Source organism: Labedella phragmitis (assembly GCF_004078635.1).
GTDB lineage: Bacteria > Actinomycetota > Actinomycetes > Actinomycetales > Microbacteriaceae > Labedella > Labedella phragmitis.
In genome coordinates, this window is the sequence record NZ_RZNB01000002.1 from 592,739 (window position 1) to 615,340 (window position 22,602).

Annotated in this window: 23 protein-coding genes, 2 tRNA genes and 1 riboswitch; of the genes, 11 read left to right on the forward strand and 14 right to left on the reverse strand. The window is 69.3% G+C overall.

The genetic code is table 11. The features are described from left to right. Window positions 1-106: 106 nt before the first annotated feature. Window positions 107-481 (reverse strand): single-stranded DNA-binding protein, encoded by a 375-nt coding sequence (locus ELQ90_RS07510; protein WP_128494630.1) that lies wholly within the window; start codon window positions 479-481, stop codon window positions 107-109. A 264-nt stretch (window positions 482-745) separates the two neighbouring features. Here ELQ90_RS07510 and ELQ90_RS07515 point away from each other — a divergent pair, with 264 nt between their 5' ends. Further along, entirely contained in the window at window positions 746-1,081 is a 336-nt protein-coding gene (locus ELQ90_RS07515; protein WP_128494631.1) for a hypothetical protein, read from the forward strand. A gap of 219 nt (window positions 1,082-1,300) precedes the next feature. Here the strand turns inward: ELQ90_RS07515 and ELQ90_RS07520 are convergent. Together ELQ90_RS07520 and orn are read right to left on the reverse strand one after the other, a co-directional pair. Continuing rightward, a tRNA-His gene (locus ELQ90_RS07520) sits at window positions 1,301-1,376 on the reverse strand. A gap of 47 nt (window positions 1,377-1,423) precedes the next feature. After that, complete coding sequence (orn, locus tag ELQ90_RS07525; RefSeq protein WP_128494632.1) at window positions 1,424-2,044, reverse strand: oligoribonuclease; 621 nt, start codon at window positions 2,042-2,044, stop codon at window positions 1,424-1,426. Between the two features lie 60 nt (window positions 2,045-2,104). On the opposite strand from orn, the gene ELQ90_RS07530 reads away from it, so the two are divergent. The 6 genes from ELQ90_RS07530 (at window position 2,105) to nadE (ending at window position 6,456) form a co-directional block, all read left to right on the forward strand. Further along, the gene (locus ELQ90_RS07530) at window positions 2,105-2,326 is read left to right on the forward strand and encodes an SCO4848 family membrane protein (RefSeq protein ID WP_128494633.1); all 222 of its coding nucleotides are present in this window, start codon (window positions 2,105-2,107) and stop codon (window positions 2,324-2,326) included. Window positions 2,327-2,386: 60 nt separating this feature from the next. Continuing rightward, window positions 2,387-2,459: transfer RNA gene (locus ELQ90_RS07535), tRNA-Arg, on the forward strand. Window positions 2,460-2,619: 160 nt separating this feature from the next. Continuing rightward, on the forward strand, window positions 2,620-3,552 hold the full coding sequence (mvk, locus tag ELQ90_RS07540; protein ID WP_279432129.1) for a mevalonate kinase: 933 nt from the start codon (window positions 2,620-2,622) through the stop codon (window positions 3,550-3,552). Next, entirely contained in the window at window positions 3,549-4,523 is a 975-nt protein-coding gene (gene mvaD, locus ELQ90_RS07545; RefSeq protein WP_128494635.1) for a diphosphomevalonate decarboxylase, read from the forward strand. The genes mvk and mvaD overlap by 4 nt, the downstream gene beginning before the upstream one ends. Then, the gene (locus tag ELQ90_RS07550; RefSeq protein WP_128494636.1) at window positions 4,520-5,605 is read left to right on the forward strand and encodes a phosphomevalonate kinase; all 1,086 of its coding nucleotides are present in this window, start codon (window positions 4,520-4,522) and stop codon (window positions 5,603-5,605) included. The genes mvaD and ELQ90_RS07550 overlap by 4 nt, the downstream gene beginning before the upstream one ends. A gap of 23 nt (window positions 5,606-5,628) precedes the next feature. Beyond that, entirely contained in the window at window positions 5,629-6,456 is an 828-nt protein-coding gene (nadE, locus tag ELQ90_RS07555) for an ammonia-dependent NAD(+) synthetase (RefSeq protein WP_128494637.1), read from the forward strand. A gap of 80 nt (window positions 6,457-6,536) precedes the next feature. Here nadE and ELQ90_RS07560 read toward each other — a convergent pair whose 3' ends face one another. Beyond that, on the reverse strand, window positions 6,537-7,298 hold the full coding sequence (locus ELQ90_RS07560; RefSeq protein ID WP_128494638.1) for a hypothetical protein: 762 nt from the start codon (window positions 7,296-7,298) through the stop codon (window positions 6,537-6,539). 216 nt (window positions 7,299-7,514) lie between these two features. Between ELQ90_RS07560 and ELQ90_RS07565 the strand changes: the two genes are divergently transcribed. The 3 genes from ELQ90_RS07565 (at window position 7,515) to ELQ90_RS07575 (ending at window position 10,669) form a co-directional block, all read left to right on the forward strand. Then, complete coding sequence (locus ELQ90_RS07565) at window positions 7,515-8,987, forward strand: serine/threonine-protein kinase (protein ID WP_166408893.1); 1,473 nt, start codon at window positions 7,515-7,517, stop codon at window positions 8,985-8,987. Between the two features lie 55 nt (window positions 8,988-9,042). Beyond that, window positions 9,043-9,384, forward strand: coding sequence for a metallopeptidase family protein (locus tag ELQ90_RS07570; RefSeq protein WP_128494788.1), 342 nt, complete (start codon window positions 9,043-9,045; stop codon window positions 9,382-9,384). A gap of 61 nt (window positions 9,385-9,445) precedes the next feature. Continuing rightward, window positions 9,446-10,669, forward strand: a complete 1,224-nt coding sequence (locus tag ELQ90_RS07575) for a D-alanyl-D-alanine carboxypeptidase family protein (RefSeq protein ID WP_128494640.1) — start codon at window positions 9,446-9,448, stop codon at window positions 10,667-10,669. On the opposite strand, the gene ELQ90_RS07580 is transcribed toward ELQ90_RS07575, so the two are convergent. The 6 genes from ELQ90_RS07580 to ELQ90_RS07605 all read right to left on the reverse strand — a co-directional run bounded on the left by ELQ90_RS07580 (window position 10,663) and on the right by ELQ90_RS07605 (window position 16,073). Next, window positions 10,663-11,232, reverse strand: coding sequence for a nucleoside/nucleotide kinase family protein (locus tag ELQ90_RS07580; RefSeq protein WP_128494641.1), 570 nt, complete (start codon window positions 11,230-11,232; stop codon window positions 10,663-10,665). The two genes, ELQ90_RS07575 and ELQ90_RS07580, sit on opposite strands and share 7 nt — an antisense overlap. 1 nt (window position 11,233) lies before the next feature. Next, the gene (locus ELQ90_RS07585; RefSeq protein ID WP_128494642.1) at window positions 11,234-12,031 is read right to left on the reverse strand and encodes an energy-coupling factor transporter transmembrane component T family protein; all 798 of its coding nucleotides are present in this window, start codon (window positions 12,029-12,031) and stop codon (window positions 11,234-11,236) included. Continuing rightward, a complete protein-coding gene (locus tag ELQ90_RS07590; protein WP_128494643.1) occupies window positions 12,028-13,590 on the reverse strand; it encodes an ABC transporter ATP-binding protein in 1,563 nt (520 codons plus the stop codon). The genes ELQ90_RS07585 and ELQ90_RS07590 overlap by 4 nt, the downstream gene beginning before the upstream one ends. Next, window positions 13,509-14,144 (reverse strand): ECF transporter S component, encoded by a 636-nt coding sequence (locus ELQ90_RS07595; protein ID WP_128494644.1) that lies wholly within the window; start codon window positions 14,142-14,144, stop codon window positions 13,509-13,511. The genes ELQ90_RS07590 and ELQ90_RS07595 overlap by 82 nt, the downstream gene beginning before the upstream one ends. 36 nt (window positions 14,145-14,180) lie before the next feature. After that, window positions 14,181-14,290: riboswitch (TPP riboswitch) on the reverse strand. A 102-nt stretch (window positions 14,291-14,392) separates the two neighbouring features. Beyond that, the gene (locus tag ELQ90_RS07600; RefSeq protein ID WP_128494645.1) at window positions 14,393-14,761 is read right to left on the reverse strand and encodes a hypothetical protein; all 369 of its coding nucleotides are present in this window, start codon (window positions 14,759-14,761) and stop codon (window positions 14,393-14,395) included. Window positions 14,762-14,819: 58 nt separating this feature from the next. Then, on the reverse strand, window positions 14,820-16,073 hold the full coding sequence (locus ELQ90_RS07605; RefSeq protein WP_128494646.1) for a DNA polymerase IV: 1,254 nt from the start codon (window positions 16,071-16,073) through the stop codon (window positions 14,820-14,822). A gap of 118 nt (window positions 16,074-16,191) precedes the next feature. On the opposite strand from ELQ90_RS07605, the gene ELQ90_RS07610 reads away from it, so the two are divergent. Next, window positions 16,192-16,755: a TIGR03086 family metal-binding protein gene (locus tag ELQ90_RS07610; RefSeq protein ID WP_243696056.1), complete on the forward strand. Its 564-nt coding sequence runs from the start codon at window positions 16,192-16,194 to the stop codon at window positions 16,753-16,755. Between the two features lie 76 nt (window positions 16,756-16,831). Here ELQ90_RS07610 and gatB read toward each other — a convergent pair whose 3' ends face one another. From gatB to ligA, 4 genes are all read right to left on the reverse strand, one after another. Continuing rightward, complete coding sequence (gene gatB, locus ELQ90_RS07615) at window positions 16,832-18,334, reverse strand: Asp-tRNA(Asn)/Glu-tRNA(Gln) amidotransferase subunit GatB (protein ID WP_128494648.1); 1,503 nt, start codon at window positions 18,332-18,334, stop codon at window positions 16,832-16,834. Next, complete coding sequence (gene gatA / locus ELQ90_RS07620; RefSeq protein WP_128494649.1) at window positions 18,334-19,845, reverse strand: Asp-tRNA(Asn)/Glu-tRNA(Gln) amidotransferase subunit GatA; 1,512 nt, start codon at window positions 19,843-19,845, stop codon at window positions 18,334-18,336. Before gatA ends, gatB begins: the two co-directional genes overlap by 1 nt. After that, the gene (gene gatC / locus ELQ90_RS07625) at window positions 19,842-20,141 is read right to left on the reverse strand and encodes an Asp-tRNA(Asn)/Glu-tRNA(Gln) amidotransferase subunit GatC (protein ID WP_128494650.1); all 300 of its coding nucleotides are present in this window, start codon (window positions 20,139-20,141) and stop codon (window positions 19,842-19,844) included. The genes gatA and gatC overlap by 4 nt, the downstream gene beginning before the upstream one ends. Before the next feature lie 175 nt (window positions 20,142-20,316). Next, complete coding sequence (gene ligA / locus ELQ90_RS07630) at window positions 20,317-22,551, reverse strand: NAD-dependent DNA ligase LigA (protein WP_128494789.1); 2,235 nt, start codon at window positions 22,549-22,551, stop codon at window positions 20,317-20,319. Window positions 22,552-22,602 lie beyond the last annotated feature (51 nt).

Below are 22,602 nucleotides of genomic sequence, written 5' to 3' on the forward strand. Positions count from 1 at the left end.
GAACCTCTTCGGCCGGATGATCGACGCCGCTCGTTCTCCACACCGACGGGCTCCACGACTGCTTCCTCTCCCGGACCGTGCTCCGGCGGCGCAGTCCACATCGAGTCTAGGAGGGGAGGATGCGCGAATCGTGACAGCCCACAGGGCGGCGGTCACCACGACGTCGTCGAACGTCGAGGCCCACGGCATCGGCGTGGAGCTCGGCGACGACGAAACCGCTCTCGCTCGTCGGCGCGAGATGAAGAGAGCCGGCGATGACGACGTGGTCGCCGCTGCGGACACCGGTGGCGACGGCATCGGCGAGGGCGTCGAGCGCCGTCACGACGAACGGGCCGAACTCGCGGCTCGCTGAGATGCGGATGCGCGACGAGACATCGGCCGTCGCTCGGATGGCGAACGTCGCGATCGCGAGCCCCTCGACGGTCGTGAGGGACCGCGGGTCGGTCTGGACGACGCCGCTCACCGTGATCCTGCCGTTCATGGCGGCTCCCTTCCGCTCGGATGAGGTGGACGTGACGGTCGCCGCTCCGGAGCGAGTGCCGGGTCACTGTCGGAGCGGCGACCGCCCTACGGAGTGTCCCGTCCCCGCTTCTCCTCACGGGCGGTCGCTCGCTGGTCTGTGCGGTCCGAGGCGGTCTCGTCGCTGAGGACGACAGGTTGTGGTTTCTCCGGAATGTCGGTGGTCGTCCGTAGATTCGAGACATCACCAGAGCGGGGCCGGCCGCCGACACGAGAGGACAGCAACATGCAGAGCACGACGACCACGCGCACCGCGATGGACGAATCACGCTCGGCCTCGGCCTCGGCCTCGGCCGCGGTCGTAGTTCCGGCTTCGGCTCGGCCCAGCGCATCGTCGCCCCGAGCGTTCGGCGGGCGTGTCCGCGTCGATCCGCGCGGCGAACGGTTGTGGCGGGTCTCGACCGACTCGTTCGCCGTCCTCGGCCACGTCGAACTGCTCGACACCGCTGGCGGCGAGGTCTACCTCGCGAAGCGCTACTCCCCCGATCACGCACGCTTCATCGACCGAGGGCGCTTCTGGTCCATGGACGACGCCCTCGAGTGCCTCTGGTACAGCGCGTGAATGACGCCAGCTTCAGAAGAAGTCGACGCCTGGACACGTCGGCACCTGAGCACGTCGGCACCTGAGCACGTCGGCGCCCGGACACGTCGGCGCCCGAGCAAGTCGGCGCCTGCGAAGGCTCAGCCCGCACGAGAATTGAGCGCGTGCGACAGCACAGCGTCCGATAACGCACTGCACCGAACCGTGACCCACCGCGGGTGAGGGCCTCGCGAGAAGACTTGGGGTGAGTAACGGGGCTTGAACCCGCGACCTCCTGGACCACAACCAGGCGCTCTACCAGCTGAGCTATACCCACCATGTCCGTCCCGCCGTCGGACGGCGAGAGGCAACTCAAAGAGTGTATTACACGTTTGAGGCGTACGCGTTCACGGTCGCCTCGGCTGCCGCTTTCGCCTGGTCCGAGGTGGGGCCGGGCATGGGGACGAACACCGCGGCACGGTAGTAGGCCAGCTCGCGGATCGATTCGAGGATGTCGGCGAGAGCGCGATGGCCGCCGTCCTTCGACGGGGCGTTGAAGTAGGCACGCGGGTACCACCGACGGGCCAGCTCCTTCACCGAGGACACATCGACGTTGCGGTAGTGGAGGTGGGCGTCGAGCCGCGGCATGAACCGAGCGAGAAACGCACGATCCGTGCCGATGGAGTTACCGGCGAGGGGCGCCTTCTGGGCTTCGGGGATGTGACTCACGACGTACTGCAGAACCTGGAACTCGGCCTCGGCGAGATCGACGCCGCTCGGGATCTCCTCGATGAGACCCGAACTCGTGTGCATGTCGGTGACGAAGGGGCCCATATTGGCGAGCGCGGCATCGCTCGGCTTGATGACGACGCTGAGACCCTCGTCGACCGGAGTCAGCTCGAAGTCGGTGATGACGACCGCGATCTCGACGAGTTCGTCGACGGACAGGTCGAGTCCCGTCATCTCGCAGTCGATCCAGACGAGAAGGTCCTTGCCAGTGCTCATGGTTCGATCCTATCCGGGGCGCGCAGAGGGTCCTCCGCCGCCGATTAGGCTGTGGGCATCATGCTCGTCGCACTCGCCGTCGCCCTCTTCGTCAACGCCGCCTACAACGTCATCGTCTGGCCGCGATTCCTCGGCCGGATCGCGAAGGACCCCCGGTCACGCGCCGCCGACGGTTCCCGCACGACGTTCTACCGCGTTCACCTGGTGCTCATCACGATCGCCCTCGTCATCGCCGCCGTCTCGGCGATCCTGGGAGTCGTCGCCCTCGTCGTCGGCACCTGACGGCGCGGTCGTTCCGCCTCTCGGCGCCCGAGCGCCGTGGGCTATCCTGTAAGGCGGTCGGCCCCCATAGCTCAATGGATAGAGCAACGGCCTTCTAATCCGTAGGTTGCAGGTTCGAGTCCTGCTGGGGGCACCGTGACGGTCGCCAACCCGGAACCGCGCGGGCGTCGAACCTCCCGCAGCACAACCGGGCGGCAGCGCCATGCTCACCCCGGTACAGTCGTGAACGGCGAGCGAACGGACGCGCCCGGACGCATCAACGAGAGGCAGTGGCAGTGGAACGACGTGGCACTGTGCTCGGCACCGGGCACACCCGCGCGAAATTCATCCTCATGGGTGAGCACTCCGTCGTCTACGGGCACCCGGCCATCGCGCTCCCCCTCCCGGCTCTCTCGATGGATGTCGAGGTGTCATCCGCTCCTGGGGCGCCGCGCATCCGCTCGGAGTACTACTCCGGCGCCCTCGCGGACGCGCCCCCGACGCTCGCCGGTCCCCTCGCAGCGATCAGCGCCGCGAGCGACGCATTCGAGGTGCCTCTCGACGGCCTGCTCGTCGACATCGAGAGCTCCATCCCGGCCGAGCGGGGTCTCGGCTCGAGCGCCGCGACCGCCGGTGCCGTCGTGCACGCCTTCGCCGCAGCAGCCGGCCGCTCGCTGAGCGATCGAGAGCACTTCGACCTCGTCCAGATCGCCGAGCGCGTCGCACACGGCACGCCGAGCGGTCTCGACGCCGTCGCCACGAACTCCCGTGTACCGGTCTTCTTCCAGGGCGGGTCCACGAGCACGCTGCCCATGAGCCTTCAGGGCAGTTTCGTCATCGCCGACACCGGCGTCCGGGGTCGGACGCGCGTCGCGGTGTCCGATGTCCGACGATTGCGGGACGAGCGCCCAGGATGGGCGAACGGCCGCATCGATCGGTTGGGCGTCCTCGCCCGCGAGGCGGCTGAGGATCTGCGGCTCGCCCGTACCGAACCACTCGGTGCGCGGATGACGGAGGCGCACACGATCCTCGGCGAACTGCACGTGAGCTCCGAGGACCTCGATGCGCTCGTCGCCGCCGCCATCCGCGGGGGGGCGCTCGGAGCCAAGCTCACGGGCGGCGGTCAGGGCGGCTGCATCGTCGCGCTGGCCTCGACTCCGTCGGTCGCCTCCGAGGTCGTCTCGGCACTGCACGCCGCCGGTGCGGCCCGGTCATGGGTCTACGACACGATGGTGCCGGTCCCGTGAGCGAGCGCGCGACGGCCGTCGCCCACTCGAACATCGCCCTCATCAAGTACTGGGGCAAGCGCGACGAGGGTATCGCACTGCCTGCGACGAGCAGCGTCTCGTTGACCCTCGATGCCTACAGCACGCGCACGACCGTGGAGTGGGGGCGCGACACCGACACCGCCGAGCTCGACGGGGCACCGCTGGCGGGAGAGGCCGGCGCTCGTGTGACCCGCTTCCTCGACCTCGTCCGCTCCCTCGCGGGCCGGTCGGACGGAGCGTCGGTGATCTCCCGCAACACGGTCCCGACCGCGGCCGGCCTCGCCTCCTCCGCGTCGGGCTTCGCCGCGCTGGCCGCCGCCGCGTCGTCGGCCGCCGGTCTCGACCTCGCGCCGCGCGAGCTCTCGATCCTCGCGCGGAAAGGCTCCGGATCGGCGGCCCGCAGCATCTTCGGTGATCTCGCCGTCTGGTTCGCCGGCGACGATGACGCGTCATCGTTCGCGGAGCCGGTCACGGACCCCGGTCTCGACCTCGCCATGGTCGTCGCTGTCGTCGATGCGGGTGTCAAGACCATCTCGAGCAGGGCCGCCATGCGGCTGACGGCGGAGACGTCGCCGTATTTCCCGGCCTGGGTCGACGCGTCGCGCACCGACTTCACGGACATGCTCGCGGCGATCGCCGCGAGCGACTTCACGCGGGTCGGGGAGCTCACGGAGTCGAACGCGATGCGCATGCACGCCTCGATGCTCGGGGCCACTCCCCCCGTCTCGTATTGGCAGCCCGACAGCGTCCGCGTACTCCACCTCGTCCGCGACCTGCGCTCAACGGGAATCGAGTGCTACGCGACAATGGACGCCGGCCCGAACGTCAAGATCCTCTGCCAGCGCCGACGGATGGAATCCGTCCGCGACGCGGTGACCGCCGCCGGGATCACCCGCGTGACGACCTCGTTGCCCGGGCCGGGCGTGGCCGTGAGCCGAGACGACGAATGATCACGGTCTCCGCGCCGGGCAAGCTGTTCATCGCCGGCGAGTACGCCGTCGTCGAGCCCGGTTACCCGGCCGTGCTGATCGCGGTCGATCGATTCGTCACCGTGAACCTCGAACCGACGGCCGACCGCGGCCGGCTCATCTCGGACCAGTTCGGGCACCGGCCCGTGCTCTGGCGTCGCGAAGGTGAGCGTCTCGTCATCGATCGCGATCAACGCCCGTTCGACTACGTTCTCGCCGCCATCCGAGTGGTCGAGGAGTACGCGATCGACCGGGGCCGCGACCTCGCGTTCTACGACCTCGCCATCACGAGCGAACTCGACGATCGGTCCGGACGCAAGTTCGGGCTCGGCTCGAGTGCAGCCGTGACCGTGGCGACGGTCAGCGCGCTCGATCGCTTCTACGCGCTCGGTCTCGACGACCTGTCACGCGTCAAGCTCGCCTTGCTCGCGACCGTCACGGTGAACCCGCTGGCCTCGGGCGGCGACGTGGCCGCGAGCATGTACGGCGGGTGGATCGCATTCTCCTCCCCCGATCGGGCCTGGATGACGCGACGGCGCGACGAGGTCTCGATCTCCGACCTGCTCGACGAGGACTGGCCCGGTCTGTCCGTTCGCCGCCTCCCCGAGCTGAGCGGTGGCCGGCTCGTCGTCGGGTGGACGGGGGAACCGGCGTCCACGGCGCACCTCGTCGACTCGATCCAGAAGCGCAAGCTCAACGAGGACAGCCACTACGAGACCTTCCTCGACGACAGCAGGGCATGCGTCGAGGCGCTCGTCGCATCGTTCGACGCCGATGATCTCGCCGCCGCGCAGAGCCAGCTCCACCGCGCCCGCCGACTCCTCGTCCGACTCGGTGTGAGCGCGGGCATCCCGATCGAGACCCCGGACCTCACCCTGCTGTGCGACTCGGCCGAGTACGTCGGAGCCGCCGCGAAGTCCTCGGGCGCGGGCGGAGGAGACTGTGGCATCGTCCTCGCCGACGAGAGCACCGATCTCGACCCGATGTTCCGGCAATGGGAACTCGCCGACATCCGTCGACTCTCCTTGCACGTCTACCCCGGGCAGGACGAAACCCGGTCGTAACGCCTCGTGGCTAGGCTGGTCGTATGCGTGATCTTCACAGGGACATCATCGAGGAGCTCGGCTCGAAAGCGAGCATCGACGCCGCAGAGGAGATCGAGAGCCGCATCTCGTTCCTCGTCGACTACGCCACGACGACCGGTGCGGCCGGCTTCGTCCTCGGCATCAGCGGCGGGCAGGATTCCTCGCTCGCCGGGCGGTTGTGCCAGCTCGCCGTCGAACGGCTCCGCGACGCCGGGCGGACGGCCGAATTCATCGCCGTCCGTCTCCCGTACGGTGTTCAGCACGACGAGGACGACGCGCAGTTGGCGCTGACGTTCATCCAACCGGACCGCACCGTCACCTTCAACGTCAAACGCGGAGTCGACGGCGTCTTCGAGGAGTATCAGGACGCCGTCGGCGACCGGATGACCGACTTCACGAAGGGCAACGTGAAGGCGAGGGTGCGCATGATCGCGCAGTACGCCATCGCGGGTCAGCGGTCGCTGCTCGTCGTGGGCACCGACCACGCCGCGGAGGCACTCACCGGCTTCTTCACGAAGTTCGGCGACGGCGGCGCCGACATCCTCCCCCTCAGCGGGCTCACGAAGCGGCAGGGCAAGGCGCTCCTGCGTGAACTCGACGCGCCCCCGCGCTTGTACGAGAAGGATCCGACGGCCGACCTCCTCGACGAGACGCCAGGCCAGACGGACGAGGCCAATCTGGGACTGACCTACGAGGACATCGACGACTACCTCGAGGGGCGTGACGTACCGACCGAGATCGCCGATGCGATCGAGGCACGGTTCTTGTCGACGCGGCACAAGCGCACTGTTCCCGTCGCCCCGAGCGACGACTGGTGGCGCGCGGGCTGATCCCGACCCACACAGATGAAGGCGGCGGGTCCCGATACGATTCGGGACCCGCCGCCTTCACTGTGCTGCCGAGCATCCGGTCAGGCGGAGCGCTCCTCCGACTCGCGCGGCTTCGAACTCGCGGCGATGCGCTGATCGATCGCCGCCACGTCCTCGATGAGCTTCTGGGTCTGCGTGTCGGTGCTCGGCTCGGGGAGCCGACGTTCCGTCGCGACGACCTGCGTCGTGCGGTCCGAGACGTCCTCCTTCGACGGCGTCTGAGGAAGCGGTGTCGTCTCGTGGGCCTTCTTGTGCTGCGACGCGACCCACGTGTCCTGGCGACGGACGAGCTCCTTCTCGGAGTCGTCCGAGCTGAAGGACCAGCGCTCGATGTCGTTCTGGAAGAGGCGCTTGGCCTTGGAGGGCCGCTGCTGCCAGTCGAGCAGTCGATCGCGGAACTCCACGAGCGCCGGCTCGAGCTCGTAGCCGAAGGTGGCCGAGTTGCGCTTCATCTCGGTGAGCTGATGCGCCGCCCAGTCGGCCGCGAGCGGCGCCGTCTTGATCGGGAGGAGGCGGAGCTGGATGTCGGCCTGTCCGACAGCGCGGTCGGCGAGGACTTGCTCCCCCGGGGTCAGCGAGTGCCACACCGACGCCTCGGTCGCGGCGTCGATGAGAGCCGCGATGGCCACGGTCTTCTGCTCGCGCTCCCTCTGATCGACGAGGCGACGAACGGCCGCCTTCGCGATCGACGCCGACACGAGGCCGGACACGATGATCGCGAGCACGATGGTCGCCGCGGTGAAGAGGACCGGGCGGGTTTCCGCCGCGGTCAGCCAGGTCGTGAGATCATTCCACCAGTCCATGCGCCGAACGCTACCGCGAGGGAGCCCGCGGTTCCGTCATTCGGAGCGGGTGTCGCGAGATACCGACTGGCCCCCGTTCGGGCTCGCGGACGCTGCCCGCATCGGCTGTCAAGGCGTCGCGACGACGCGCGCGAGAGGCCAGACTTCGTGATGAGGGAGTGTGCGGTCTTTCGGCCGTGCTCTCCCGGTACCCGGATGTCCACTCGAGGAGAACGAATGACCGACGGCCTCGTTCGCGGCAGAGCCGCAATCGGCGACGTGCTCGGCGGTCGCTACCGCCTCGATGCACTCATCGGTCGTGGCGGTATGGCGAGCGTCTATCGCGCATCCGACCGCGTTCTCGGCCGCAACGTCGCGATCAAGCTCTTCGGAGACACCTCGGACGACGAGGCCCACGCCGCTCGTGCGGCGACCGAGGTGCGCGTGCTCGCGTCGCTCAATCACTCGGCGCTCGTGACCCTCTTCGACGCCCAACTCGGGACCATCGAGGACGCCTACCTCGTCATGGAGCTCGTCGACGGACCGACACTCCGCGACCGGATCGCCACGGGTCCGATCGATCCGGACGACATCGCCCTCATGACCGTCGACCTCGCCGAGGCCCTCGCGACCGTCCACACCGCCGGCATGGTGCATCGCGACGTGAAGCCCTCGAACGTGCTTCTCGCGCCCGCCGGCCCCTCGTCCCGCGAGTTCCGGGCGAAACTCGCGGACTTCGGGATCGCGCACCTCGTCGACTCCGCTCGGCTCACGACCCCGGGGACGATCATGGGGACCGCCGCGTACCTCAGCCCCGAACAGACCCGCGGGGTCGCCCCCGCGCCGGCGGGTGACGTCTACTCCCTCGGTCTCGTGATCCTCGAGAGTTTCACGCGGGAGCGCGCGTTCCCGGGCGGCATGACCGAGTCGCTCGTCGCGCGCGTCCAGCGCGATCCGTACATTCCGGGTGACGTCGGCTACGGCTGGAAGTCGCTTCTCACGGCCATGACGAGTCGGACGGCCGAGAATCGCCCGACGGCCATCGAGGTCGCCGATGCGGCCCGCCAATTGCTCGGCCCGAGCGGCCCGGTGGCACTGGCGCGAACGGGCGCCGTTGCTGTGCCCGTGACGCAGAGTACGGCCATCGACGTGCCGGAAGACGACAAGACGGTTCTCGCTCCCGTGAGCGAGGCGGCCTCGGACGACGCCGTGACCCTCGGGCTTCGTCGGCGTCGGCCTGCCGTCACCGCGCCGCGCCGTGGAGCGCGCCGCCGACTGGCTCTCGCGGGCGCAGCCGTCATCGCCATGATGGGCCTCGGAGCCGGGTTCGCGTCGGTCCTCGCGGGCGGCGACCGTGCCGTGGTCGCCGACGGTGAAGACGAGGTCGGGCGGCTCTCCACGCTCGTCGCCGACTTCCAGATGGAGTTCGACATCCACATCGCGGCCCGCAAGGCCACCATCGCAGCGGAGACGGCCGAGCAGGAAGCGTCCGAGCAGGAAGCGTCCGAGCAGGAGACGGCCGTCGACACGGGTACCGATCCGAGCCCGTCGCCTGATCCGGTCGAGGTCGTCCCGGCGCCCGAGCCCGAACCGGAACCAGCCCCCGACGTCGAGCAACCCGCCGACCAGACCCCGGCTGAGAACCCCAACAAGGGACCCGGGAACAACAACGGCAACAACGGCGGCAACGGCAAGGGCAAGAACGGCTGAGTCGGGAGCAGCCATCCCCGCAGGAGGCGCGGCTAGGATCACCACCGTGATCGACATGCCGTCCGACGACTTCGAGGACCTCGTCGAAGAGGTCTTCGACACCCTTCCCGACGACATGGTCGATGATCTCGACAACGTCGCGATCATCGTGGAGGACCGCCCGGAGGACGGTTCTCTCGACCTTCTCGGCCTCTACCACGGCGTCGCCCTCACCGAGCGCGGACAGTACGGTTTCGGCGAGCTGCCCGACACGATCAGCATCTACCGCGAGCCGCTCCTCCACCACGCCGAGGATGTCGTCGAGCTCCGCGAGGAGATCCGCGTGACGCTCGTGCACGAGATCGGTCACTACTTCGGGCTCGACGACGCCGAATTGCACCGACTCGGGTGGGGCTGACGGCAGGTCGCCGATCGTCGGGTTAGCCTGATCGCATGCCCGACCTGACAGGACCATCGTCGTGGGCGTAGGCCGGGGTATCGGGATCGCCGCGGGTACGCTCGCGATCCTCGCCGTCGGCCTGTACGGGCCGGCGACCCTGCTCGGGCCTCTCCCCGACGCGACCGCGACGGCCATCGAGCCGCCCGCCGAGGCAGGCTCGGCTCCCGTGCTCCCGGAAACGGGAGCGAGCGCGGTCACCGAAGGAGCAGAGGCGCCGGCCATGGCGCTGAGCGGGGACACCGAGCCCGTCCCCATGGCCGCAGCCACGAAGGTCGTCACCGCTCTCGTCGTCCTCGACGCTCATCCCCTCGCCGCGGACGAGGAGGGGGACGTCGTGCCCATCACGTCGTCGGACTTTCTCTCCTACCGGGACTACCGGGCCGCCGGCGCCCGGACCGTCACCGTCTATACCGACGACGAGTGGACCGAGCGCGGAATGCTGCAGGCGCTCCTCCTCGGGTCGAGCAACAACCACGCCGACACGCTCGCCCGGTGGGCGTTCGGTTCAGTCGACGACTACCTCGTGGCCGCCCGCGCGTGGCTCGACGAGCGCGGGCTCCGCGGCATCCGCGTCGCCGACGCGACGGGCCTGTCGTCCGAGAGCGTCGGGACCGCGGCCGATCTCGCCGCCGTCTCCGCTCTCGCGCTCACAGATCCCGCCGTCGACTCGATCCTCGCGAGCGAGGTGACGGGTCTCCCCTCCCGTCGCGGCATCGAGAACACGACAACCTATCTCCCGGACCTCGGCGTCACGGGGGTGTCGCGCAGCTACACCGACGCGGCGGGCATCTGCTTGCTGTTCCGGCTGTCCGTCGATGTGGGCGAGGAGACGTACGACCTGTACGGCGCCTTCCTCCGCCAGCCCGATTGGGAGACCCTCGAGGCGACGGTCACGGCGCTCGCGCAACAAGCCGGCACGGCCGTCGTCGATGCTCCGCTCGTGGCGGAGGGCACTCCGCTCGTCCGATTCGAGACTGAATGGGGTGAAACCGTGACGGCTTCCGTCGGCGCATCCGTCACGAGACCGCGCTGGCTCGCCGCCCCGCCGACGATCGAGACGACGCTCGAGCCGCTCGTCGCCGGAAGCCCCGGACGAGTGGTGGGTAGCGCGACCATCTCGGCAGGGGGGCGAACGACGACGGCTCCCCTGAAGCTCGACGAGCGCCTCGACGATCCCGGGGTGCTCTGGCGGATCAGTCACCCGATCCCCGTCATCGCCGCATTCCTCGACGACCTTCAGTGACGCCCGTGGAACGCCTTCGCGATCCACGCGGCGGCCTCGCCGTCCGTATTGACGATCACGACGTCCGCGAGTGAGCGCGGGTCCTCGCGCCGCTCGAAGTCTGCGACCTGGTCCGCCCACATGTCCCAGTGGGCGTCGAAGGCTCCGTCATCCCGTTCGAGCGCGCGTCGCTTCCTCACGTCCACGGGCGCATCGATCCAGAAGCGCACATCGGCGAGGGGGGCCGTATCCCGCGAGAGCGCTCCGCAGCCCTCGAGAACGAGAGTGACGTCAGCGGGCACGGTGTGCCATTCCGCCGCCCTCCCCGTCACCCAGTCATGACGTCGCCAGCGCCCGGCAGCCCCCGACGCGCGCGGCGCGAGCAGGTCCTCGTGGACTCGTGCGCTCGCCGCATCGAGTCCCGACCATCCAGGGTAGATGTCGTCCATCCGGACGAGCACGGGCCTCTCGTGCCCCGGCCAATGCGCCACGAGCCGAGTCGCGAACGTCGACTTCCCCGCCCCGCTCGGTCCGTCGATGAGGACGACGGCCCCGGCTCTCCCGATGGCCTCGACGGCGGACACGTCAGGACCCCACGAACCGGAAGGACCCCACGGCGACCGCGGTCCCGGTCGCGGCGGCCATGATGCAGACACAACCGAGAAGGAAGACACCGTCGCGCCAGGACAGACGCGACGGCCGGGCCCAGGTCCGTTCGACGTCGGCGCCGAAACCGCGCGCCTCCATCGCGGTCGCGAGCTTCGACCCTCGACGCACGGCGAAGACGAGAAGCACGAACGCCATCGAGAAGAACCTCCGGATCACTCCGGCGTCACCGACCCCGCGCGCGCGACGGGCGAGCTCCATGCTCCGCCAGTCATCGACGAACAACCCCAGCAGGCGGACTCCGGCGACCACTCCCAGCACGAATCGCGACGGGAGGCGCGCGACCTGAGCGAGGCCGTCCGCGAGTTCGGTCGCATCCACGCGGGAGAACAGCAGGATCGTCGGGAGGCCGAGGGCGAAGACGCGGAGCGCGACCGCCACGGCGAGGGCGATCGAGTCGTCGCTCACCGTCGCGAGGAGGAACTGGGCGTGAATCCGCCCGCCCGGTTCCGCATAGAGGAGCATGCTGATGCCCGCGATCGGAGCGAAAGCGAGCAGTGGGATGCTGCGCCGGAGAACGTCACGAACGGCAACTCCGCAGAGGGGGACGAGAGCGAGTTCGATCGCGACGGCCACGGTCGAACTGACCCAGTCGATCGTCGCGAGCAGCGGGATGGACAGAACCACCATCGCGAGGATCTTCGACACCGGATTCACCCCGTCGAGGAACGCGGTCCGCTGTGCCGCAGCGGAGATGTCAGGCGTCGTGACGCTCATGCGGCACGCCCTCGCAGCGCGACACCCTGCGACGCGCCCGTCAGCTCGACGACCGACTCCCCGAGGTGCGCCACGACGCCGGCATCGTGCGTGACCGCGACGACCGTCGTGCCTGCGGCGACCTCCGCCCGGAGGAGCTCGACGAGGCGGATCCAACTCACCCTGTCCTGCCCGAACGTGGGCTCGTCGAGCACCATCACGGCGGGCCGTGACGCGAGCACCGTACCGACCGACAGCCGCCGCTTCTGTCCGCCGGAGAGGGTGAAGGGGTTCGCGAGAGCGAGCGCGCCGAGACCCAGAGCAGCGAGGAGCGCGTCCACGCGCTCCTCCGTCTCCGCGGGACCGAGCCCGAGCGCCTTCGGCCCCACCGCGAGCTCGTCCCGCACGGTCGCGGTGATGAACTGATGCTCCGGGTCCTGGAAGACGGTGCCGATCCGGGTCAGCAGTTCCCGGGAGGACCACTGCGCCGGTCGTTGGCCACGCCGTCCCGCGAGGCTCGGAGCGCCGGTGAGCAGGCCTTCCCGCTCCGGGATGAGCCCGGCGAGCGTGAGTGCGAGGGTCGACTTCCCCGCGCCGTTCGGGCCGACGACGACCGTCGCATGGCCTTGCGGAATCGAGAGGTCGATCGCGCTACGCACCACCGGAGCCCCGGGTCGCCCGATCGCCAATCCATCGGCTTCGAGGACGACGGCCCCCGCTGGAGCGTCGAGGGCGAGCGGCATGCCGATCGGATGACGCGGGACCCAGACGCCTGCGGCCGCGAGCCGGTCGCCCTCCTGCGCGAAGACCGCGTCGGGCTCACCGTCCGCCAGGACGCCGCCGCTCGGATCGAGGACGATGACGCGCGTCATGAGGTCCGCCCAGATCTCCGTGCGGTGCTCCACGACCACGAGGGTCGTGCCTTCTCGCACCACGGTCCGCTCGATCGCGTCCCGCACGTCGAGCACCCCGGCCGGATCGAGGTTGGCCGTCGGCTCGTCGAGCAGGATCACGCGAGGCTCCATCGCGAGGACACCCGCGATCGCGAGTCGCTGCTTCTCCCCGCCCGAGAGCTCAGCGGTCCGCCGATCGAGGTCGACGCCGAGCCCGACGGCGTCGAGCGAACGACGGACCCGGCGCCAGATCTCCTCCCGCTCGATCCCGAGGTTCTCGCAGCCGAAGGCGACGTCGTCGCCCACCCGGGAGAAGACCGCCGCGGCGTCGGGATCCTGCAGCACGAGCCCCGAGCGACCACGGGCCGAGCGTGCGTCGACGCCGTCGATGCGCAACTCCCCCGTCGTCTCCCCCTCGTCGTCGCCGCCGAGCAGGCCCGCGATGCCTGCGAGGAGTGTCGACTTGCCGGCCCCGGACGCACCCAGCACGAGGACGCGCTCACCGGCTTCGATGTCGAACGACAGCTCGGCGACGGCCCATGCCTTGCGACCGGCATGGCGCCAACCCCATCCCGAGGCGACGACGCGGGCCCCTCCCGCCACGGTCAGACCTCCCGTCGGGCTTCCCGACCGACGGCGAACCGGCTGAGCGCCCCCGTCGCCGCGAGGGCGCGGACGAGGAACCATCCGAGCACCCCCGCGAGGAGAGCGCCCGAGACGACGATGGAACCGAGGTACAGCAGGTTGAAGACGGCGCTCTTCTCGATGTTCCCCGTGAAGAACTCGAAGATCCACGCACCGACGCCCGCTCCGATACCGGCGAGAGCGGCGACGACGATGCCGAACCGGCGGTAGAAGAAGGCGGCGAAGACGAGTTCGGCTCCGAGCCCTTGAACGATTCCCGAGTAGATCGTCGTGGGTCCCCAGATGTTGCCGATGAGCGCCGACACGATCGCGCCGATGAGTTCGACGAGGAGCGCGGCACCCGGTTTACGGATGATGAGCCCGCCGAGGACGCCGCCGAGGAGCCAGATGCCGACCGCGATGCCGCCGAACCCCGGGGTCACGGCGTCAGCAGTCTCGAACCACAAGTAGCCGATCGTGTTCCAGAACCAGAAGATGAGTCCCGTCGCGACGCCGAGCACCGCGGCGATGACGATGTCGACCACACGCCAGCGGAGCGAGCGGTCCGAGGAGTCGACGCGGGCGGACCGGTCGACGGATGACGATGTTGCGTGCACGATACGTGCCCCTCTCGATGAGTGGATAGGGCACGGGTAATGAGATGTCAGACTCCCTGCGCTGGCATGACCCAGATCAGGTTCGACGGTCGAAGGTTGAGGACCTTCCTCTCAGCCCGGCTCACCGGACTCCCGTGTTCATTCACCACGACTATAGCGCGGCCCTCGACGCTCGAAGCGTATGAGGGCCACGTCGACGTGCGTCGAGCGGGAAACGCGCGACCGGCGCGCGTTCGCGTGAGACCACGTCAGCGCTTGAGCGCCTTGATGATCCAACTGAGTGCCTTGCCGGTCACGCTGATCAGCGGAACGGCCACGATGATGAGCGAGATCACGTTGGGCTCGAATCGGACGGTGCCGCCGTCGGAGATGTACGCGCCGACGGGCCAGGAGTAGCCGCCACCGCCGCCACCGGCGCCGGACCCTCCGAGCTTGCCCGTCGTGCTCTCGCCCGCCGCGCCGTCACCCGTTCCCTCGCCCTCACCCGCACCGAAGCCATAGAGGCTCACGGCGACGGGAACGACCGTCGAGCCCCCCACATCGACGGGGTCTCCGTAGACGGACTTGACTCCGATGGAGCGGAAACGGTCGGCCAGGTCGAGCGCGGGATTCGTCATGGTGCCACGCTATCCCCGAGCGATGCGACTGCCAAGAGGGTCCCGCCGCTGCCGCGGCTCAATCCTCCGAAAACGGCTGGGTCCTCGTTCCCCCGGCGGAACCACGCGGCCCGCCGAGCAAGGAGGCGGGTGCGAGAGCCGACGTGCCGAACCGCTTGCGGACGGCGTCGACGGAGTTCTCTGCCTCACGCCAGTCCTCGTCCGGATCCCAGAGGAGCGCTCCGTCGCCGCTCGAAGCGAGCTGCTCCGCCCGGATGCCGATGAGTCTCACCGGTCGGAGCGGTCGCAGGGCATCGAGCAGCGCGACGGCCTCCTCGTGCAGTCGACGCCCGACGGAGGTGGGTTCGGGCAGCGTGTGCGAGCGAGACAGCGTCGTGAAGTCGGACCAGCGGAGTTTCAGCCCGACTGTTCGCGTCACCCAGCCCCGCTCCCGGAGACGGACGGCGACCTTGTCGGAGAGGCGCAGCAGTTCGACGCGCAGCTGCTCGATGTCGGTGATGTCCGCGTGGAACGTGACCTCGTGCCCGACGCTCTTCTCGACCCGGCTCGTCTCGACCGGTCGCGGATCGTGCCCGCGAGCGAGCTGCGACAACTTCTCGGCTCCCGCGACACCGACAGCGCTCCGCAACGCACCGATGGGCACCTCCGCGATATCGCCGATGGTCGCGAGACCGAGCCGCCGCAACGATTCCTCCGTCGCCGGACCCACGCCCCACAGCGTTCGGATCGGCAGCGGATGCAGGAAGGCGAGGGTCTGCTCCTTCGGTACCACGAGCATGCCGTCCGGCTTGGAGCGCGTCGAGGCCATCTTGGCGACGAACTTGGACGCGGCGACACCGACCGAACAGGTGAGTCCCGTCTCCGTGACGACGCGCTCGCGGACGAGGCGGGCGATCGTGGCGGGCGAGCCGAGCAGGCGTCGCGCACCGGAGACGTCGAGGAACGCCTCGTCGATGCTCAATTGTTCGACGAGCGGCGTGATCTCCGAGAAGATCCGCATGACCTCGCGGGAGAAATGCGAGTACGCCGCGTAGTTCGGCGGTACGACGATGGCGTGCGGACACAGTCGCAGTGCCTTGGACACGGGCATCGCCGCCCCGACACCGAACTTCCGGGCCTCGTACGTGGCGCTCGTGACGACCGAGCGCCCGTCGCGGTGTCCGATGATGACGGGCTTGCCACGCAGATCCGGACGTTCGAGCAGCTCGACGGACGCGAAGAACGCGTCCATATCGATGTGGAGGATGGGGGTGGCGGAATCATCGGCCGCCCCGACGGTGACCTGCCGTCCTGCTCCGTCGTCTCGCCCCATGGGTCGATTCTCCCATCCGCCACCGACATCGATGCCGGGCGGCGGTGATCCTCGGCTGCGGGGAATGCGGGGGCGCGCGACGCGTTGGTTGTCCGTAGGCTCGACTGCAGGAGGCGGCGTGTACGGATACGAGGAGTGGCTGGGATTCCAGCGGATCGCGGGCGAGGAGTTCGGTCGACGTGTCCACGGCGTCACCGACTGGAGCGCGCCGACGCCCGATGACGAATGGGATGTCCGCGCCCTCGTGGTGCACGTGACGGAGGAGCAGCAGTGGGTGCCGCCCCTCCTCGACGGTCGGTCGCTCCGGCAGGCGAAGCTCATGCTCGAGCCGCTCGGCGACGACCTCGTCGTCGCGTGGGACACCCACCAGGAGCGGGCTTCCCGCGCGTGGCGGAGCCACGACGAGCGTCAACACGTCCAGCTCTCGTACGACACCGTGACCGCTCTGCACTACTTGCGCGAGCAGGTGGCCGACGTCGCCATCCACACGTGGGACCTCGCGCGGGCGATCGGCGACGACGAGACCCTCGACGAGGCCCTCGTCGCGGCGGTCTGGACGGTGTTCGAACCGCAGCGTGAGACCCTCGAGGCGAGCGGCCTCTACGCCTCGCCCGTCGCCATCGACGACAGCGCCCCTCTCCAGACGCGGCTCCTCGCCCTCACAGGACGCGACCCGCGCTGAACGACGTCGCCGCCGTCCCGGTGTAGACCGGGACGGCGGCGGTGTCGTGTCCGACGCCGAACGGCGTCGGATGCCATCAGGGCTGGGCAGCGCGCTCGAGGATGAGCTCGCGGACACGTGCGGCGTCCGCCTGACCCCGCATCGCCTTCATGACGGCTCCGATGACGGCCCCGGCCGCCTGGACCTTGCCGTCCTGGATCTTGGCGAGAACATCGGGCTGGGCCGCGAGTGCCTCGTCGATAGCGGCGATGAGAGCCCCGTCGTCCGAGACGACGGCGAGACCGCGCTTCTCGACGACCTCTTCCGGGGCGCCCTCACCCGCGACGACTCCCTCGAGGACCTGGCGTGCGAGCTTGTCCGTGAGCGTGCCGTCCTCGACGAGTCGCGCGAGAGCGGCGACGTTCTCGGGCGAGACGAGTGATGTCGCCTCGACTCCCTGGACGTTCGCGAGCCGTGAGATCTCGCCCGTCCACCACTTCCGAGCGGCCTGCGGAGAGGCGCCGGCGGCGATCGTGAGCTCGACCTCGGCCACGAGTCCACCGTTTGCGACGTCCTGGAACTCGAGGTCGGTGAAGCCCCACGTCTCCTTCAGCCGACGACGACGGATCGCCGGGGCCTCGGGCAAGGCGGCGCGCAGCTCCTCGATGAGTTCGGGCGAGGGCACGACCGGCAGGAGGTCGGGCTCCGGGAAGTACCGGTAGTCGTCCGCATCGCTCTTCGGACGACCGGCCGACGTCGTTCCCGTGTCCTCGTGCCAGTGACGTGTCTCCTGCGTGATCGTTCCGCCGTCGGCGAGGATCGCCGCCTGGCGCTGGATCTCGTAACGGACGGCCCGCTCGACGGATCGCAGCGAGTTGACGTTCTTCGTCTCGGTCCGGGTGCCGAGCTTCTCCTGTCCCCGCGGGCGCAGGGAGACGTTGGCGTCGCAGCGGAGGTTGCCCCGCTCCATGCGCGCATCGGAGATGCCGAGGGCGATGACGATGTCGCGGATCGTCGAGACGTACGCCTTCGCGAGTTCCGGTGCGTCGTGCTCGGCCCCGAAGATGGGCTTCGTCACGATCTCCACGAGCGGGACGCCGGCGCGGTTGTAGTCGACGAGCGAGTACTCGGCTCCCTGGATGCGCCCGGTGGCCCCGCCGACGTGGGTGAGCTTGCCGGCGTCCTCCTCCATGTGGGCGCGCTCGATCGGGATCGTCCGGACGCTGCCGTCGGCGAGCTCCACGTCGACCTGACCCTCGAACGCGATGGGCTCGTCGAACTGGGAGATCTGGTAGTTCTTCGCGAGGTCCGGGTAGAAGTAGTTCTTCCGGGCGAATCGTGACGTCGGAGCGATGCTGCAGCCGAGGGCGAGACCGAGGCTGATCGAGTAGCGCACGGCTTGCTCGTTGACGACGGGCAGGGAGCCCGGCAGACCGAGGCAGACCGGCGAGATGTTCGTGTTGGGAGCGTCACCGAAGCCGTTCGGCGCTGCGGAGAACATCTTGGTCTTGGTGTTGAGTTCGACGTGGACCTCGAAACCGAGGACGGGCTCGAAGAGCTCGAGCGCCTTGTCGAAGTCCATCACGCGATCGCGCGCCATCACTTTCCTCCCAGTTCCGGTGCCTCGGCGAGGAGGCCGTGCCCCCATCGCTCGAGGAGCAGTGCTTCGAGTGTCGCGCCCGCGCGATACAAGCGAGCGTCTTCGCGGACGGGCGCCATGAACTGGATGCCGACGGGCAGCCCGTCCTCCGGAGCGAGGCCGATCGGCACGCTCATCGCGGGGACGCCCGCGAGGTTGGCCGGGATCGTCGTGATGTCGTTGAGGTACATCGCGAGAGGATCGTCGAGCTTCTCGCCGAGCTTGAATGCCGTCGTCGGGGCGCTCGGGCTCACGAGGAGATCGACGGATTCGAAGGCGTTCTCGAAGTCGCGCTGGATGAGCGTGCGGACCTTCTGCGCGCTGCCGTAATAGGCGTCGTAGTACCCGGCGCTCAAGGCGTAGGTGCCGAGGATGATGCGTCGCTTGACCTCGGGGCCGAAGCCCGCCTCGCGCGTCGCCGACATGACCTGCTCGACGGTGCCGCCGCCGGGAGGGGTCACGCGCATGCCGAAGCGGACGGAGTCGAACTTGGCGAGGTTCGAGGAGGCCTCGGCGGGAAGGATGAGGTAGTACGCGGCGATCGCGTACTCGAAGTGCGGAGCGCTGACCTCGACGAGCTCGGCACCGTTGCTTTCGAGGAGTGACAGTGCCTCCTCGTAGCGACGACGGACACCGGCCTGGAATCCCTCGCCGGTGAACTGGGAGACGACGCCGACGCGGAGTCCGGCGAACGACCCGGCGGATGCGCCGTCGCGAGCCGCGGCGGCCATCGACGGCCACTCGTCACGGAGCGACGTCGAGTCGAGCGGGTCATGGCCGCCGATCACATCGTGGAGGAGTCCGGCGTCGAGGACGGTCCGCGTGACCGGCCCGACCTGGTCGAGGGACGAGGCGAGAGCGATCGCGCCGTAGCGGCTCACACCGCCGTAGGTCGGCTTGACGCCGACGGTGCCCGTGACGTGGGCGGGCTGACGGATGGACCCGCCGGTGTCACTTCCGAGCGCGAGCGGCGCCTCGAAAGCGGCGACGGCCGCGGCGGAGCCGCCGCCTGAACCACCGGGGATACGGTCGAGGTCCCACGGGTTGTGGGTCGGACCGTAGGCCGAGTGCTCGGTCGAGGACCCCATGGCGAACTCGTCCATGTTGGTCTTGCCGATCGGCACGAGCCCGGCGGCACGCGACTTCGCGACGACGGTCGCGTCGAAGGGCGACATGTAGCCCTCGAGGATGCGGCTGCCGGACGTCGACGGCATGTCCGTCGTGACGAGGACGTCCTTCACGGCGAGTGGAATGCCGGCGAGCGGTCCGAGGGCCTCACCCTTCGAGCGACGCTCGTCGATCGAGGACGCGACGTCGAGAGCGTCGGACGACACGTGCAGGAACGCGTTGACGTCCCCGTCGACCGCGGCGATGCGGTCGAGGTGCTCGCGAGTGACCTCGACAGCGCTCACCTCGCCGGAGGCGAGGAGCTCCGAGAGCTCGCTCGCGGACTTGCGGATCAACTCGCTCACTGTTCCTCCCCCAGGATCGCCGAGACCTTGAAGCGGCCGTCGGCGCTCTCGGGCGCGTTGGCGAGGGCCTGCTCGGTCGTGAGGGTCTGGCCGACCACGTCGTCGCGGAAGACGTTCTGCAACGGGACGGGGTGGCTCGTCGCGGGGACGTCGGGTGTGGCGACCTCCTGAACCTTCGCGATGCTGTCGACGATCGTGTCGAGCTCGCTCGTGAGGCTCGAGATCTCTTCGGGCGTGAGGGCGATACGGGCCAGGTTCGCGAGATGCGCGACCTGCTGCTCCGAGATTTCGGACATGGATCTCCGTCGGATGGATGTCTGGGTGTGCGCCCATTCTAGGCGCTGGGCGACCAGCGCCCGCTCGCGCGAGCACGGGCGAGGTGAGGAGTCGAGTGTCGCGGCGACGGAGACGGCGACGGCGACGCCGACGCCGTCGGCGACGTTCGCGCTCGTGACGGCGGCAGCGACCCTGTCAGTCGTCGAGCGCCGCCGGACCCTCCGTCACAAGTCGGGCGAACTGTTCGGCGTCGATGATCCGCAGCCCGAGTTCCTCGGCCTTCGCGAGTTTCGACCCGGCGCCCGGACCGGCGGCGACGAAGTCCGTCTTCTTGGACACGCTCGAGGCCGCCTTACCTCCGGCCGCGATGATCGCTTCGAGAGCGCCCTCTCGGGTGAAGCCCTCGAGGGACCCCGTCGCGACGACCGTGACGCCCGAGAGCACGCCGCCCGCTTGCGCGGCCGTTCCCGGACCCGGGTGACCCGGTGTCGCGAACGGGATCCCGTCCGCCGCCCACTGGTCGATGATCTGCTGGTGCCAGTCGACGGCGAACCATTCCACGAGCGCATCGGCGATCGTCGGACCGACCCCCTCGACGGCCGCGAGTTCTTCCCGACTCGCGGAGCGCATGGCGGCGAGGGAGCCGAACCAGTCGGCGAGGGCACGAGCGGCCACGGGACCGACGTGGCGGATGCTGAGCGCAACGAGGAACCGCCACAACGGCTTCTGCTTGGCGGCGTCGAGATTCGCGATGAGTTCGATCGCGTTCTTCGACGGTACGTGGGTCTCGTCGCCGGTGAACTCCGTCGCATCGGGATCGAAGGCGCCGTCGCCCTTCCGCCGCAGGCGCCGGAAGGGCGTGTCGGTCTTCTCGCTCCCATCCTCCCGGAGCTTCGGAAGACCCGTCTCGTTATCGCGGACGACGACCTCGATGGGGAAGAGATCCGAGACGGTGAGCGAGAACAGTCCGGCCTCCGTCCGCAGCGGCGGCTCGCTCGGAACGAACGGCTGCGTGAGCGCAGCCGCCGAGACCTCGCCGAGCGCCTCGACGTCGAGGGCTCCTCGCGAACCGATGTGCTCGACGCGGCCACGGACCTGTGCCGGACAGCTCTGCGCGTTCGGGCACCGCAGGTCGACGTCGCCCTCCTTGGCGGGAGCGAGTGTCGTTCCGCACTCCGGACACTCCGTCGGCATGACGAACTCCCGCTCGGTGCCGTCGCGGAGCTCGACGACCGGTCCGAGCACCTCGGGGATGACGTCCCCGGCCTTCCGCAGGACGACGGTGTCGCCGATGAGCACGCCCTTCGCCTTGACGACGTCCTGATTGTGCAGCGTCGCCTGACGGACCTCGCTGCCCGCGACCCTCACCTTCTCCATGACGGCGAACGGGGTGGCGCGCCCGGTCCGGCCGACGCTCACAACGATGTCGAGGAGCTTCGTGTTGACCTGCTCCGGCGGGTACTTGTAGGCGATGGCCCACCGCGGCGCCCTGCTCGTCGCACCGAGTTCGTCGTGCAATGCCAGTTCGTCGACCTTCACCACGACGCCGTCGATCTCGTGCTCGACCGAGTGCCTGTTCTCACCGGTGCGCACGATGAAGTCTGCGGCGTCGGCGGCCGTGTCGACGACGCGGTAGTGCGATGACGTGGGGAGCCCCCACGAGGCGAGGAGCTCGTAGATCTCGGACTGACTCGCCACTGGCGGCTTCGACCAGGCGCCGATGCCGTGGACGAGCATGCCGAGACGTCCGAGCCGCCTCTCCATGAGGTCCATCGCCTTCGCGTTCTTGCCCTCGGCCTTCTGCCGCAAGGAGCCGCTCGCCGCGTTGCGGGGATTGGCGAACACGCGCTCCCCCGCTGCCGCCTGCTCCGCGTTGAGCTCGCGGAAGGCGTCGACGGGGAAGAACACCTCGCCCCGCACCTCGACGAGCTCGGGGTGGCCATCGCCGGCGAGCTGGGTGGGGATGATCGCGATGCGGCGCACGTTCTCCGTGACGTCCTCGCCGACCACCCCGTCACCGCGGGTGGCGGCGCTCGTGAGCCGACCGCGCTCGTACCGCAGATTGATCGCGAGACCGTCGATCTTGAGTTCGCAGAGCCAGCGGACGGGACGACCGCTCGACGCGACGACCTTCGCGGCCCACGCGTCGAACTCCTCGGGCGAGAAGACGTTGTCGAGGCTCAGCATGCGCTCGGCGTGCGTCACAGGTGTGAAGAGAGTGGTCTGGGCGCGACCGCCGACTGTCTGAGTCGGGCTGTCCTGACTCTGGAGCTCGGGGAACAATCGCTCGATCTCGTCGAGCCGGCGGAGCATCGCGTCGTACTCGGCGTCGCTCACGAGGACCTCGTCGCGTTCGTAGTACGCGTCGCGCAGCTCGAGGATGCGGGTCGTGAGCCGCTGCGACTCGTCCGCCGCCGCTTCGGCCGACAGGTCGCCGGGCGGCGGGAGCTCCTCGGTCGTCGTGCCCTCGGGCGAGGAACC

Coding starts and splice junctions, on each gene's coding strand:
- ELQ90_RS07510 (WP_128494630.1), bottom strand. CDS start 481: ATGAACGGCAGGATCACGGTGAGCGGCGTCGTCCAGACCGACCCGCGG.
- ELQ90_RS07515 (WP_128494631.1), top strand. CDS start 746: ATGCAGAGCACGACGACCACGCGCACCGCGATGGACGAATCACGCTCG.
- orn (WP_128494632.1), bottom strand. CDS start 2,044: ATGAGCACTGGCAAGGACCTTCTCGTCTGGATCGACTGCGAGATGACG.
- ELQ90_RS07530 (WP_128494633.1), top strand. CDS start 2,105: ATGCTCGTCGCACTCGCCGTCGCCCTCTTCGTCAACGCCGCCTACAAC.
- ELQ90_RS07550 (WP_128494636.1), top strand. CDS start 4,520: ATGATCACGGTCTCCGCGCCGGGCAAGCTGTTCATCGCCGGCGAGTAC.
- nadE (WP_128494637.1), top strand. CDS start 5,629: ATGCGTGATCTTCACAGGGACATCATCGAGGAGCTCGGCTCGAAAGCG.
- ELQ90_RS07560 (WP_128494638.1), bottom strand. CDS start 7,298: ATGGACTGGTGGAATGATCTCACGACCTGGCTGACCGCGGCGGAAACC.
- ELQ90_RS07565 (WP_166408893.1), top strand. CDS start 7,515: ATGACCGACGGCCTCGTTCGCGGCAGAGCCGCAATCGGCGACGTGCTC.
- ELQ90_RS07570 (WP_128494788.1), top strand. CDS start 9,043: ATGCCGTCCGACGACTTCGAGGACCTCGTCGAAGAGGTCTTCGACACC.
- ELQ90_RS07585 (WP_128494642.1), bottom strand. CDS start 12,031: ATGAGCGTCACGACGCCTGACATCTCCGCTGCGGCACAGCGGACCGCG.
- ELQ90_RS07590 (WP_128494643.1), bottom strand. CDS start 13,590: ATGGTTCCTCGTCCGCGCCCTCGCGGCGACGGGGGCGCTCAGCCGGTT.
- ELQ90_RS07600 (WP_128494645.1), bottom strand. CDS start 14,761: ATGACGAATCCCGCGCTCGACCTGGCCGACCGTTTCCGCTCCATCGGA.
- ELQ90_RS07605 (WP_128494646.1), bottom strand. CDS start 16,073: ATGGGGCGAGACGACGGAGCAGGACGGCAGGTCACCGTCGGGGCGGCC.
- gatB (WP_128494648.1), bottom strand. CDS start 18,334: ATGGCGCGCGATCGCGTGATGGACTTCGACAAGGCGCTCGAGCTCTTC.
- gatC (WP_128494650.1), bottom strand. CDS start 20,141: ATGTCCGAAATCTCGGAGCAGCAGGTCGCGCATCTCGCGAACCTGGCC.